Raw genomic sequence first — 12,319 nt, forward strand, 5'->3', positions numbered from 1 at the left:
GATGGAGGACGCGCGGCTGTCTCGCAGCGCCGGCGATCACGTGAGAACTTGCGGGCGTGCAAGCACGCAGGCCCGAAATAGCAGCGGGATGTCTACTGCAATCGGAGCCACACGCTCTTCGTCTGAAGGAAATCCTTCATCGCGTCGATCCCACTTTCACGCCCCAAGCCGGATGTCTTGTAACCACCAAAGGGAACGGCAGGATCAGTCTTCCGATACATGTTGATCCAGACCGTTCCGGCCTGGAGTCGGGCTGCGACGCGGTGAGCGCGACTTACGTCCTTGGTCCAGAATCCCCCGGCTAAGCCGAAGTTGGTCGCATTAGCCGTGCGGATCGCATCCTCTTCATCCTTGAACGCGATAACAGAAAGAACGGGACCAAAGACTTCCTGCTGGGAAATCGTCATCGTGTTCTTCACATCGGCATAGATCGTCGGTTCGACGAACCATCCCTTGCCGCATTCCGGGGCGTGGGATCGCTTGCCGCCAAGCACTAGCCGCGCGCCCTCCGAGCTGGCTGTGTCAATCATCGAAAGTATCTTGCGGAATTGCTGTTCCGTCGCGACAGGGCCGATGTCGGTCGCTGGATCCAACGGGTCGCCCAGCCGCATGCCGCTTCCACGCCGGACCAGCTTTTCAAGGATCTGTTCAAGCACCGTCTCTTGAACGAGTAGGCGGGAGCCCGCGACACATGTTTGCCCGGTCGAGGAGAAAATACCTCCGACGGCACCGGCTGCCGCAGCATCCAGATCGGCGTCCTCGAAAATGATGTTAGGCGATTTCCCGCCCAGTTCCAGGGCTACCGGTTTGAGGTGGCGAGCGGCGAGCTCGTAGACTTTGCGACCGGCGTCGACACCACCAGTGAAGGAGATCTTGGCGACTAGTGGGTGCTGGACCAGCGCGGGTCCGATCTCGGAGCCGTAGCCGGTAAGAACATTCACGACGCCGGGCGGCACTCCAGCCTCTTCGAGCAGATCCACGAACAACAGTGTCGATGTGGATGTGAATTCTGATGGCTTGACGACCACCGTGTTGCCGGCGGCGAGGGCCGGGGCAATCTTCCAGGAAAGAAGTCTCAACGGCGAATTCCACGGAGTGATCGCGGCGACGACGCCGATCGGCTCGTATCGTGTGTAGTTGAAATAATTCTCCGGATCGACGGGGATAACGGAGCTGTGGACCTTGTCGGCAAGGCCGGCGTAGTAGTGATACCACTGCGCCATCGTCTGCATTTGGGTCCGCATTTCGGAAATAGTCTTTCCGTTGTCGCGGATCTCCCATCGCGCCAGGCTCTCGATGTTCTTCAGCACGAGATCTCCAACCCGGTGAAGAATAACCCCTCGCTGCTTTCCGGTCAGCCGAGGCCAAGGTCCTTCGACGAATGACCTGTGTGCGGAGTCGACTGCGTCGTTCACGTCGGAAGCATCGGCTTGCGGGACAGTCGCCCAGGTCTCTGATGTAAAAGGGTTCTGTGTTTCCAATCGCCGTTGGCTCTTTGACGCGCGCTTTTTTCCTCCGATCACCATCTCGAAGTGCTGCATTCCATCTCCTCCGTTTGAGCGTTCGCAACAAGCAGCTCAATAGATCGAGGTAGCAGCATGGGCAACGACAGCAGCTGTTATGGAAGTATGATCAAAATGAAAGAGGAGGCTTGTCCTGCGCGTAAGCTTCGGGGACTTCGAGTAAATTTGTCGCGACGGCCGTGGTTTGGTGCAGCGCGGGAAGCGACCGGCTGTCGATCTCGCCTTGACGTCTCCGGCTCACTGATCGTAGCAATCACTACGACGTCGTCCCGGTTGCCGGGTTGGTCGGAGATACAAGGAGGATCGTTCATTGTCAGCAGCTGTGCACGCAGAGAGCCGCGTTAAGGCGAAGGAAGCCGCCCGGGCGGGCTGGCAATATGAGTTGTACGACCTGCTCCGACGAAACAACTTCACGCAGTTTGCCTACGTCCCGGATGCCGGCCACACCGTTCTCATCAACGAGTCGCTCGCAGATGCCGAGGTCGAGTCGATCGCGCTTACAACCGAAGAAGAAGGTGTCGCGATGATGGCGGGTGCCGAGTTGGGCGGCGCCCGTGGCGTGCTGCTTATGCAGAGCAGCGGCGCGGGTAATTGCGTCAACCTTCTCTCCCTGATAGCGGGCGGACGCTTCCCTTTCTTGACGCTCCTGAGTATGCGCGGAGATTTCGGCGAGGGTAATCCCTGGCAGATGCCGATGGGGAGGGCCGTCGAGCCGGTCCTGGAAGCGATGTCGGTTCGATGTCTGCGTGTAGACCGGCCTGAGGACGTCGTGCCTGTCGTCTCGGCTGCCATCACGATGGCCTTCCAAGGCGGCGAGGCAGTTGCGGTCCTCCTCACTCAAAAACTCATCGGCGCGAAGGCGTTCTAGGGGGCATGATCATGAAAGCAAATGTTGGCAATCCGGAGTTCGACGAGCGCTACGTCCTTGATCGACGTGAGGCCGTTCCAGCGTTAGTGGGAGGTCACAAGGAGTTCCTGTTCATCGCGGGCTTGGCTGGCACCGCGCGCGATGTGACTTCGCTGGTGAACGATGGTCCGTCCGCCTATGGTCTCGGAGGGGCCATGGGGGCGGCGACGATGATGGGGTTGGGTCTCGCTCTCGCTCGTCCCGATCGTACCGTCATCGCCTTTTGCGGTGACGGAGAGTTGCTGATGAACGTCGGGTCCCTGGCCACCATCGGCGTCCGCAATCCTCCCAACTTGAGAATCGTTTGTGTCGACAACGGTCACTACGGCGAAACCGGCTACCAGCGCAGCCATACGAGTTTGGGCGTAGACCTTGAGAAGATCGCCGTCGGGTCCGGCATCAGGCGCACCCTGACTATCGGTACAGCAGCCGAGCTACCGAAAGGCAGCAAGTTGCTGCGGGAATCTGAAGATGCCGTCTTCATCTTGATGCGGGTCAAGCCCACCGATCCGCCGAAGTTTAAGCGAACTCTGGATCCGGCCGTGTGCCGCGTCCGTTTCAAGGCTGCTTTGGCGGATGCAGCTCGTGCGGGCGGCTGAGTCGAAGAGGCGCGAAGTGCCGACGGCACGCAGCGAAGACGCCGCGCCGTCGGCTACCGGCATCGACGTTCGCGATGTATCGAAGATCTTCGCGCTCGGCGCTTCGGAACAGACCGTGGCGCTCAAGCCGCTTTCCCTCACGATCCGGAAGGGCGAGTTCTTCAGCTTCATCGGACCGTCGGGATGCGGCAAGACAACCTTGCTCCGCATCATCGCCGGCCTCACCACCCCCACGACAGGTGGCGTTTTCATAAATGGCACGCAAGTGACCGGACCGGATTCACGGATCGGTATGGTCTTCCAGAAGTCCACGCTTCTACCCTGGCGAACGGTTCTTCAGAATCTTCTCCTTCCCGTCGAGGTGACGAAATCATGCTCGATGCAAGAGGCGAGATCGCGGGCCGATCGCCTGCTTGAGATGATGGGAATTGCCGCTTTCAAAAATCGCTCGCCAGACGAGTTATCCGGCGGCATGCAACAACGAGCGGCGATAGCTCGGGCGTTGATCACAGATCCCGAAATCCTGGCCATGGACGAGCCCTTCAGCGCGCTCGACGAATTCACGCGTGAGCGCCTGAACGATGAACTGATGGGTCTGCAAAAGAGCGCGCAAAAGACCATCATCTTCGTCACGCACAACATATCCGAAGCGGTCTTTCTGTCTGATCGCATCGGAGTGATGGCCCCAAGACCCGGGCGCTTAGACAGCATCATCGAAGCGCAGGGCTTTCCCGCTGTGAGGGACGCCTCACTCCGGAAGAAGCAAGAATTTTTCCGGGAGGTGGCGAGAGCCCGGGATGCCTTCGATAGGCTTCATTTGTGACTCGGGACCTATCGTTCGATGTTGTAAACGGAGAATGCAAGTGTCCAGCCAGGCCGTGAGAAGCGAATCCGAGATCGGCTCAGTCCCCTCGATCCTAGAGGGGGGCCGAAAATTCGGAGCAGCACTGCTAGCGCTCGGCATTGCGCTGCTGCTTCTCGCTATCTGGCAACTCTCGTCCCAATATCGACTTGTGTCCGCTCTGATCCTCCCGAGCCCAGCTCTGGTAGCGGGCGCGCTCTACGAAGGCGTGGTCGGCGGACGCTTCCTGAACGACATCCTCGTGACATTCAACGAAACCGTACTTGGCTTCCTGTTTGGAACGGTCGTCGCCATCACTCTGGGGGCGACGTTCGCATATTCGGGGCTCCTGCGGCGTGCCGGCTATCCCTACGTCATTGCTGTTCAGACGTTCCCGAAGATCGCTATCGCTCCCTTGCTGATAGCCTGGTTCGGATACGGCATAGGACCGAAGGTCATCATTTCGGCTCTACTCGCCTTCTTTCCGGTATTCACCGCTACACTTGCCGGATTCACTGAAGTGAACTCGGACATGATCGATCTGCTGCGATCGATGAAGGCGACGCGGCTACAAGAACTTCGCAAATTGAGGCTGCCCTTCGCGATGGCTTTCATCGTGCCTTCTCTCGATGTGGCCATCGTGCTGGCTTTGCTCGGAGCAATCGCTGCCGAACTGGTCGGCGGAGCCGCAGGTCTGGGGCAGGTCATTCAACAAAAGTCGTTCACGGGCGACATAGCGGCCGTTTATGCGGTCCTCGCTCTCACGGCCGCAATCGGCATAAGCCTTAGAAGCATCGTCAGGACGGTGACCCGAGCTCTTCAGTCAATGGCGTGGGGCTGATTGCAGGTATGGGCACGCAATGCCTTTCGGCACGATTGAATGGAGGAAGTCCTTGCGTTTAGTAGGTTGTTTGGCGGTTGCAGCCAATCTGTCCGTCTTCGTCTGTGGTGCGACGCAAGCCGAGAGTCTGAAGGAAGTGACCTTCGCATCCTCGGATACAGCATTGAGCATCGGGTCCGCGCCTTACTCATCGCTCCAGCCCACCTTGAAGTTGCCGGAGAAGTACGCGGGGGTGACGGTCAAGTTTCAACCTACCGCTGGCGCGACGGCTGCGGTGCAGGCCGTAAGCAACGGCAATGCATTCTATACTTTGGTGGCGTTAGCGTCCTTCTTGCCGCTCGCCCGTCAAGACCCGAACCTTGTTATCGTCTCGTTCGACCCCGGCAATTCTCTCCGGGTGATTGTGCCCCCCGATAGTCCGGTGAAGGGTCCCTTAGACCTGAAAGGTAAAGTTATTGGAGTCGGTAGTTTTGGCACGGCGGCCTATCCGTATGGCAAGGCTATCCTCAAGGAAGCCGGCCTCGATCCCGACAAGGACGTGACCTTCCTGCCGGTCGGTCTCGGAGCACCAGCGGCGGACGCTTTGAAAAGCGGCAAGATCCAGGCTTTCGCGGGGTTCGATAGCCCGAACGCGGTGATCGGAAATCTCCTCGGCGTGAAGATGAGAGACGTGCCGTCCCCGCTGAACGATCTCGTTGGTATGGTCGGTATGGTTGTCACCCGCAGTGAAATCGAAAAGCATCCGAAGGTGGTCGCAGGCCTGTGCCGTGCGCTCTACGAATCGTTCTTCTTCGCCGAAGGAAACATCGAAGGGACCGTGCGCAATCACTTTAAGGTCTATCCTGGCCAGCTCCCATCGAACAAACCACTTGATGAAGCGGTCCGGGAAGGCGAGGTCATCCTGAGAGCCAAGCTCGACGTCGTGAACCACAGAGGAGCCGGTGGCATCATCGGCTACCAGGAACTGCCGACCGTTCAGCACACCGTCGACAAGCTGTACGAGAACGGAATCCTTCCGGAGCGGATGGAAATATCAAAGTACGCGGACCAACGGTTCAAGAACGATTGTGGCGGTTTCGATCCCGCTGAGCTCCGGGCGCAGGCCCGCGCTTGGAAACCGCAATAGAGGAAATCGACAACTGGACACCGAGAGAGGAGAATATTCAATGACGGTCATCGAGCATCTTGCAAAGTGGGGGTCCGAAGCGCCCTTCGAACATTCAAGGGCAGCGCGAGACGTCGCTCGGCACGCTGTTGAAGACGTAATTGCCTGCATCATAGCGGGATCCAACGATCTCGGCGCCTCTAACGTCCGCAAGATGGTGTACGCCTCCGATAGTGCCGGTCCTGGCACGGTCGTCGGAGAGGAGAAGGCCGTGTTGCCGCAGCTGGCGGCGCTCGCAAATGGAACGGCCGGCCATGCATTGGACTATGACGATACGTTCCTTCCGGGCGTCAATCACGCCAGTTCGGTTCTCGTCTCGGCCCTCATGGCGCTTGGCGAGCAAGCGGGATCCTCGGGCGCCGAATTAATCGATGCCTATTTGGTCGGTCTAGAGCTCCAATTCGCGGTCGGCAGCGGTGTGATGCGTAGCCACTACGATTTTGGTTGGCACTCCACTTCGACGATCGGGTGCATCGGAGCCGCCGGCGCCTGCGCGCGGCTTCTCAAGCTGGATGCCAGGCGCTTCGCGCATGCGCTCAGCCTCGGGACGAGTATGGCGTCTGGGTGCAAGGTCCAGTTTGGCAGCATGGCAAAGCCTCTGCACGCCGGGCTTGCCGCTCAGCACGCCATCGAGGCGGCCCAATTGGCCGCGGCCGGCGTCGAGGGACGGCTGAATGCGCTTGAAGGAGGGATGGGCTTTCTCGAATTGTTCGGCGGCAAAGGACCGGCTGGCTGGGGAAAAAACATCGAGAAACTGGGCGCGCCGATGACGGCGGAGTCTCGCGGTCTCATGTTCAAACGCTATCCGTGTTGCGCCTCGACGCACCGGGTTCTAGACGCGTTCTTCGAGCTAAGGGCGCAAGAGAAGTTCGAGGCCGACGAGGTCGAAAGCATCAACACGCTAATTGGATACGGTAACTCGCGAAATCTGATGTACACAAATCCAGTCTCCGAAATGGAGGCTAGATTCTCTATGCAATATTGCATGGCCGTGGCTCTTGTCGACGGTGCTCCGAAGCTCAGTCACTTCACGCCGCAATCCGTCAAGCAGGAAAAATACCGTCGACTTTTCGGACTGACAACCGTCAGTTGCTACGATCCTGCGGAGGAGCAGAAGAACGTCGACCTAATGCGTCCTCATGTCATTACCGTCAAGTTGAAGAATGGCCGGTCGCTGGAACGGTCGCGGGATCTTCCGGTCGGTACCCTCAAATACCCGTTTAGCCTCGACGACCGCAAAGCAAAATTCGACGATTGCTGCAAATCTAGATTGGACAAGGTATCCTCCGATAGGCTCTTCGAGGCCATCAACAATATCGAGAGCGAAGGGCATCTGTCCCGGTTCACCGGTTTGCTGCGATTCGGAGCAAAGGCAAACCACGCTTTCCGCACTTCGAGCTTCGCGTGAGTGCGGCCGGAAGACCACGCATCCGGCCTCACGTGATCCATTCAGCGCAGAACGACTGCGACCGGAAAAAAATATGTCGTCGAAGCCACTTCCCCTGGATCAGGTTAGCGTAGTCGAATTCTGCTCGACGGCAGCGGGGCCTTTCGCGTCCATGCTGCTCTCGGATATGGGAGCGAGCGTCATCAAGGTCGAACCGCCAAATGGAGATGGCTTACGCCAATGGCCGCCGTTGACAGAAGGATTTAGCGAGAACTTTGCCTCACTCAATCGCAACAAGAAATCGATCGTCCTGGATCTCAAGAATGATGAGGACAATGACATTGCGCGGCGGCTTGTGCTCGATGCCGACGTGCTGATCGAGAACAATCGTCCCGGCGTGATGGAGCGCTTGGGGCTCGGTTATCCGCAATTCGCCGCGGAGAGGCCGGATCTTATCTACTGCTCGATATCCGCATATGGTCAAACCGGACCTCGAGCCGACGAAGGTGGGTTTGATCTCACCATTCAGGCCGCTGCTGGCGTGATGAGCGTAACGGGCGAAAGCGATGGAGCGCCGGTCAAATGCGGAGTTCCGATCTCGGATTTTGCGTCGGGTCTATACGCCGCTTTTGCCGTGACCTCCGCTCTGGTGCGGGTTCGGGCGGGGGGCAACGGCGCTCACATAGACGTTCCGATGTTTGGCTGCACGTTGGGTATAGCCGCGTTACAGACAAGTGAATTTTTCGGGACTGGTCTGCTCCCCCGCAGATTGGGATCCGCCCACCCGCGTAATGCGCCCTACCAGGCTTATCGAGCGGCGGACGGCTTCTTCGCGATTGCGGCTGGCAACGACGGACTGTGGCGCGAGGTCTGTCGTGTCGTCGGACGCGACTATCTCGTCACCGATGGGCGTTTCCTTACCACCGCTGACAGGGCTTCGAACCAGCACTCCCTCAAGGAGCTGCTGGAGGCCGTATTCGAAACCCAGCCGGTCGATTACTGGATCGGAGCCTTCGCGAAGGCTCGTGTGCCTCATGCAAGGATTAATAGCTACGACGCGGCCCTTGGAGATCCTCAGACGCGCCACATGGGATGGATCAAAGAACTCCAGTTGCCGGGTGGACGAACGACGCAGACTTTCGCATCGCCCCTGAAGTTCGGCGGCGAAAGCTTTGAAATCCGGAGCCGACCGCCCCTGCTGGGTGAACATACAAAGGAGTTCCGTGACGCCTACAGCCGCAGGCAGCCGGACCTCAACCGAGTTTCAACAAGGTCGGAGGACTGAGGTGAGCCAAAAGCTGCTTGCATTTGTGGCCGAGGTGACACGCTGTGTCGAAAACGTTCAGGACGAAGTCATAGTCGTTTCGCGCGTCAGGAAGGCGATGAGCGAGCTTGTGTCAACGGATGACTGGTTGCCTGAGACGATGGCGCTGTCCGATCCCAAATTCTATCAGCAACATCTGCTATATGGAGACCCTCTTGATCGCTTTTCGGTCGTGAGCTTCGTTTGGGGACCGGGCCAGCAGACGCCGGTCCATGACCATTCCGTGTGGGGTGTCATCGGCATGTTGCGAGGATCCGAGATCAACCAGAGGTACGGCCGGACGGCCTATGGGATGGACCCGATCGGTGGTTCCGAGCGACTGGAGCCAGGCGACGTGGAAATCGTGTCGGAAGCGGTTGGCGACATTCATCAAGTGCGAAATGCGTTCGATGACCGCGTGTCCATTAGTATCCACTGCTACGGTGGGAATATCGGGAGAATCCGACGTCATGTCTTCAAAGATCTCGGTGAGACCCAAGAGTTTGTCTCGGGTTATTCCAATGCTCTCACTCCCAACCTCTGGGCGCCAGCGCAGTGAGTGGGACGGAAGACCTTTTCGTCGGTCGCGCCGACGGTGTCGTGCGATTGCGCCTGAACCGACCGGAAGTAGGCAACGCCTTGAACCCAGGTTTGATCGCGGCCCTCACGCGCGAGGTAGAGGAGGCACGAAGATCGTGCGCCAGGCTTATGATCGTCGAGTCGAGTGGGCGCAACTTCTGCACTGGCTTTGATCTGTCGCGACTCCAGGAGGAAACAGACGATACGCTATTGGCAAGATTCGTCCGTATCGAATATTGTCTCCAGGCGATCAAGAATGCACCTTTCCCGACGTTGGCAATAGCCCGAGGGCGAGCGATCGGAGCCGGGGCCGACCTGTTCTGCGCCTGTGCCATCCGTTGGATCCTACCGGGGTCGTCGTTCGTCTTTCCGGGAGCGAATTTCGGCCTTGTCTTGGGTACCTCAAGGCTCGCCGAGATCGTCGGCGCCGCGACGGCCGCGGAATGGATCATGGGAGGGGCGACGGTCGATGCGCAATCCGCGCTGGAATCCGGCTTGGCTATGAAACAAATTGGCTACGAAGACATCGAAAGGGCAGTGTCTAGCGAGACCGCTCGCGCCTGTCGGCTAGATAGTTCGACGCATCAATCGATTTGGATGGCTGCAGCGAGTGCTCGCAGCGTTCGCGGAGAAACGGGTGACGGCTTCGACATGCTGAGGCTCATCGCGTCCGCTTCGCAGGTCGGCCTAAAGGAAAGAATAGCATCATACCGAACGGCAAGCCAATCGATCTGGCCCGTCACGTCACCTTGATATAGGATCGTGATCTAACCTCGCCGAACAATCAGCGTGAACGATGTTACCTCGGGCCGGCCACAATTTGACCTTCGAAACGTTTCGTCCGGTCGGTCACCATCGCTTCTTTTGAGATGGTAGCTGCGACGTCTGACAATCTGACGAGATATTGCTTGCCGGCCTACTCCGCTTGTTTGGTCTCATCACACACAAGATCGTCGACGGACCCAGGCGTCTTTGAGTAGCTTACATTTAGCAAATATTCGTCGCGGCGGAGCCTACTTTTGCGCTCGAGGACGGCGCCGCCATCAATCCTTTCCACCGCGACATGCCGCGCCTGTCGGTGGATATCGACCACACCTATCTGCCGGTGGTTCCGCGCCCCAAATCTCTGGCCCCGATCGATGCGGCGATGGAGCGCATGGCGGCGGCCATCAGGAAAGGATTGCCGGCAGCACGGGTGACGGAAGTCGTCAGCGCCGGTGAAAGATTGTCATCAAGCTGACCGTCCAGAGAGGCGCCGCGCAGGTCAGGATCGAGGTCACGCCGGTGATCAGGGCCGAGCTAGAGCTGCGCGATGTCTCGTCGAGCGTCGAAGAAATGTCCGGCTTCCGGACCCAAATGGAGCTGCTCAGGCTGTTGTCAAGTAAACCAATTCGTCATATATGGCATATAAACAAGTGTTAGTCGCCACATATGGTGATATTATGAGTTCGCCCAAATCCAATGCCGCGCTTGAACGTCTTGGTCACGACCTTCGATCGGCTCGCCTGCGCCGTCGTGTGGCTGTGGCCGACTTGGCTGCGCGCGCGGGTACGTCGCCTAGCACCATCGCACGCCTGGAAAAAGGCGATCCGGGAGTCGCCGTAGGCACGCTCGCGGACGTGCTCGTCTCTCTCGGGCTTATCGAGAATCTCGCCGATCTCGTCGATATACGGAAAGACGATCTGGGTTTGGCGTTGACGTCGGAGCGGTTGCCGCAGCGCGGTCGATCGTACGCTGCAAGGCTGCGCAAGCAGGAGAGGCAGGGCGACAAGGACGGGAAAAACGAACCGGACGATGTTGATCCGAACGGCGTGGCCTTCTGATGACTGAATACTACGCCCAAGTAGCCCTTGGCGAAGGCTTAACGCGAGTCGGTGAACTACGCTTCACGCAGACCGGGCCTCGTCAATTTTCGATCTTCACCTATGACCCGGCCTGGGCGAAGGATCCGCGTGCTTTCGCATTGCAGCCGAACATGCCCTTTGAGGGCGGGCCGTTTCATGCGTCGGCGCAGTCTGGCAATTCGCGCGAGGCGCTTGCTGGCGTCTTCTCCGATGCTGCGCCCGACAGCTGGGGGCGCAGACTGCTTGAACGTGCCTATGGCAATGGCCTCTCTGAATTCGAATATCTCACACTGTCCGACGATACATGCCGGCAAGGTGCTCTGCGTTTCATCGATGAACATGGGAAGATCATTACCGGTAAGGCCAACGAAGCGGTACCGCGTCTTCTTGATCTAGAGGCGATCACGGCGATTGCCCGCGCCTACGAACAAGGCAAGGAGATTTCCCCTGCGGACATGCAAGCTCTTGCCGGAGCCGGCGGCTCGGGCGGGGCTCGGCCCAAAGCCAACGTTCGTGACGGCGACGTTCTCTGGCTTGCCAAGTTCACTTCCGTCCACGATCAGCACCCGATCGAACAGGTCGAGGTCGCGACGCTGAACCTTGCCAGGATGTGCGGCATCCGCATTCCAGAGGTCAGACTGGAACTCGCTGACACGAAATTTCCGGTCGCGCTGGTCCAGCGTTTCGATCGACGCGGCCGCGCCCGCATTCCCTACATCTCCGCCCGAACGGCGCTCGGGAAGACAGGCTTAGAGCTCGGTTCGTACACGGAGATTGTCGATTTCATGCGGACGTCAGCTCCGGATCCGCAAGTCGATTTTGAGGAGCTCTATCGGCGGATGGTCTTCACTATCCTTGTTTCGAACAAGGATGATCATCTGAAGAACCATGGCTTCCTGTACGTCGGTTCGGGACGGTGGCGTCTGTCGCCGATGTTCGATGTGAACCCGGCGCCCGATCGCAACCCGCATCTCGAGACGGCGATCATGGAAGGTGGCACGCACGACCGATCAATCAAGCTCGCCCTCGAGGCCTGCGAGTTTTTCGAAATCACCGACGCCAACGCGCGAAAGATCATCCGAGATACAGCTCAACGCGTGTCCGATGGATGGCGGGAAACTTTCCGACGGGCAGGGGTCGGCCGTGCCCAATCGCGCGACTACGAAGCCGCCTTCGTCCATGATCAGAGCGACACAGCGCTTGGTCTATAATTCATCATATATGAAATGTTATCTGCTTCAATATATCATATTTGACTACTACGTAGTGATGCGCCAGAGACTTGCGAAGGCGCGGCCGGGTTCCCTCTGCCCTATCCACTTAGGTACGA

Annotated in this window: 13 protein-coding genes; 12 read left to right on the top strand and 1 reads right to left on the bottom strand. The window is 58.6% G+C overall.

The window, feature by feature from the left end; translation table 11 throughout:
* Nucleotides 1-92: 92 nt before the first annotated feature.
* A complete protein-coding gene (locus RPS27_RS03925) occupies nt 93-1,541 on the bottom strand; it encodes an aldehyde dehydrogenase (RefSeq protein WP_128929662.1) in 1,449 nt (482 codons plus the stop codon).
* Between the two features lie 292 nt (nt 1,542-1,833).
* Here RPS27_RS03925 and RPS27_RS03930 point away from each other — a divergent pair, with 292 nt between their 5' ends.
* The 12 genes from RPS27_RS03930 (at nt 1,834) to RPS27_RS03985 (ending at nt 12,200) form a co-directional block, all read left to right on the top strand.
* The gene (locus tag RPS27_RS03930) at nt 1,834-2,391 is read left to right on the top strand and encodes a phosphonopyruvate decarboxylase (RefSeq protein WP_232995587.1); all 558 of its coding nucleotides are present in this window, start codon (nt 1,834-1,836) and stop codon (nt 2,389-2,391) included.
* Nucleotides 2,392-2,396: 5 nt separating this feature from the next.
* Nucleotides 2,397-3,029, top strand: coding sequence for a thiamine pyrophosphate-dependent enzyme (locus tag RPS27_RS03935; RefSeq protein WP_206733166.1), 633 nt, complete (start codon nt 2,397-2,399; stop codon nt 3,027-3,029).
* A gap of 16 nt (nt 3,030-3,045) precedes the next feature.
* The gene (locus RPS27_RS03940) at nt 3,046-3,852 is read left to right on the top strand and encodes an ABC transporter ATP-binding protein (protein ID WP_164933835.1); all 807 of its coding nucleotides are present in this window, start codon (nt 3,046-3,048) and stop codon (nt 3,850-3,852) included.
* A 40-nt stretch (nt 3,853-3,892) separates the two neighbouring features.
* Nucleotides 3,893-4,711: an ABC transporter permease gene (locus tag RPS27_RS03945; protein WP_164933836.1), complete on the top strand. Its 819-nt coding sequence runs from the start codon at nt 3,893-3,895 to the stop codon at nt 4,709-4,711.
* 70 nt (nt 4,712-4,781) lie between these two features.
* Nucleotides 4,782-5,837, top strand: coding sequence for an ABC transporter substrate-binding protein (locus tag RPS27_RS03950; RefSeq protein WP_194408519.1), 1,056 nt, complete (start codon nt 4,782-4,784; stop codon nt 5,835-5,837).
* 40 nt (nt 5,838-5,877) lie between these two features.
* Nucleotides 5,878-7,284 (top strand): MmgE/PrpD family protein, encoded by a 1,407-nt coding sequence (locus tag RPS27_RS03955; protein WP_128929658.1) that lies wholly within the window; start codon nt 5,878-5,880, stop codon nt 7,282-7,284.
* Nucleotides 7,285-7,357: 73 nt separating this feature from the next.
* Nucleotides 7,358-8,548, top strand: coding sequence for a CaiB/BaiF CoA transferase family protein (locus RPS27_RS03960; RefSeq protein WP_128929657.1), 1,191 nt, complete (start codon nt 7,358-7,360; stop codon nt 8,546-8,548).
* A 1-nt stretch (nt 8,549) separates the two neighbouring features.
* Entirely contained in the window at nt 8,550-9,125 is a 576-nt protein-coding gene (locus RPS27_RS03965; RefSeq protein WP_164933837.1) for a cysteine dioxygenase, read from the top strand.
* A complete protein-coding gene (locus RPS27_RS03970; protein ID WP_128929655.1) occupies nt 9,122-9,898 on the top strand; it encodes an enoyl-CoA hydratase/isomerase family protein in 777 nt (258 codons plus the stop codon). The genes RPS27_RS03965 and RPS27_RS03970 overlap by 4 nt, the downstream gene beginning before the upstream one ends.
* 310 nt (nt 9,899-10,208) lie before the next feature.
* Nucleotides 10,209-10,385 (top strand): hypothetical protein, encoded by a 177-nt coding sequence (locus tag RPS27_RS03975; RefSeq protein ID WP_232995585.1) that lies wholly within the window; start codon nt 10,209-10,211, stop codon nt 10,383-10,385.
* A gap of 202 nt (nt 10,386-10,587) precedes the next feature.
* A complete protein-coding gene (locus RPS27_RS03980; RefSeq protein ID WP_128929654.1) occupies nt 10,588-10,968 on the top strand; it encodes a helix-turn-helix domain-containing protein in 381 nt (126 codons plus the stop codon).
* Nucleotides 10,968-12,200, top strand: coding sequence for a type II toxin-antitoxin system HipA family toxin (locus RPS27_RS03985; protein ID WP_128929653.1), 1,233 nt, complete (start codon nt 10,968-10,970; stop codon nt 12,198-12,200). Before RPS27_RS03980 ends, RPS27_RS03985 begins: the two co-directional genes overlap by 1 nt.
* Nucleotides 12,201-12,319 lie beyond the last annotated feature (119 nt).

Source organism: Bradyrhizobium sp. WYCCWR 12699, assembly GCF_032144035.1.
Taxonomy (GTDB): domain Bacteria; phylum Pseudomonadota; class Alphaproteobacteria; order Rhizobiales; family Xanthobacteraceae; genus Bradyrhizobium.

Coding starts and splice junctions, on each gene's coding strand:
- RPS27_RS03925 (WP_128929662.1), bottom strand. CDS start 1,541: ATGCAGCACTTCGAGATGGTGATCGGAGGAAAAAAGCGCGCGTCAAAG.
- RPS27_RS03935 (WP_206733166.1), top strand. CDS start 2,397: ATGATCATGAAAGCAAATGTTGGCAATCCGGAGTTCGACGAGCGCTAC.
- RPS27_RS03955 (WP_128929658.1), top strand. CDS start 5,878: ATGACGGTCATCGAGCATCTTGCAAAGTGGGGGTCCGAAGCGCCCTTC.
- RPS27_RS03960 (WP_128929657.1), top strand. CDS start 7,358: ATGTCGTCGAAGCCACTTCCCCTGGATCAGGTTAGCGTAGTCGAATTC.
- RPS27_RS03975 (WP_232995585.1), top strand. CDS start 10,209: ATGCCGCGCCTGTCGGTGGATATCGACCACACCTATCTGCCGGTGGTT.
- RPS27_RS03980 (WP_128929654.1), top strand. CDS start 10,588: ATGAGTTCGCCCAAATCCAATGCCGCGCTTGAACGTCTTGGTCACGAC.
- RPS27_RS03985 (WP_128929653.1), top strand. CDS start 10,968: ATGACTGAATACTACGCCCAAGTAGCCCTTGGCGAAGGCTTAACGCGA.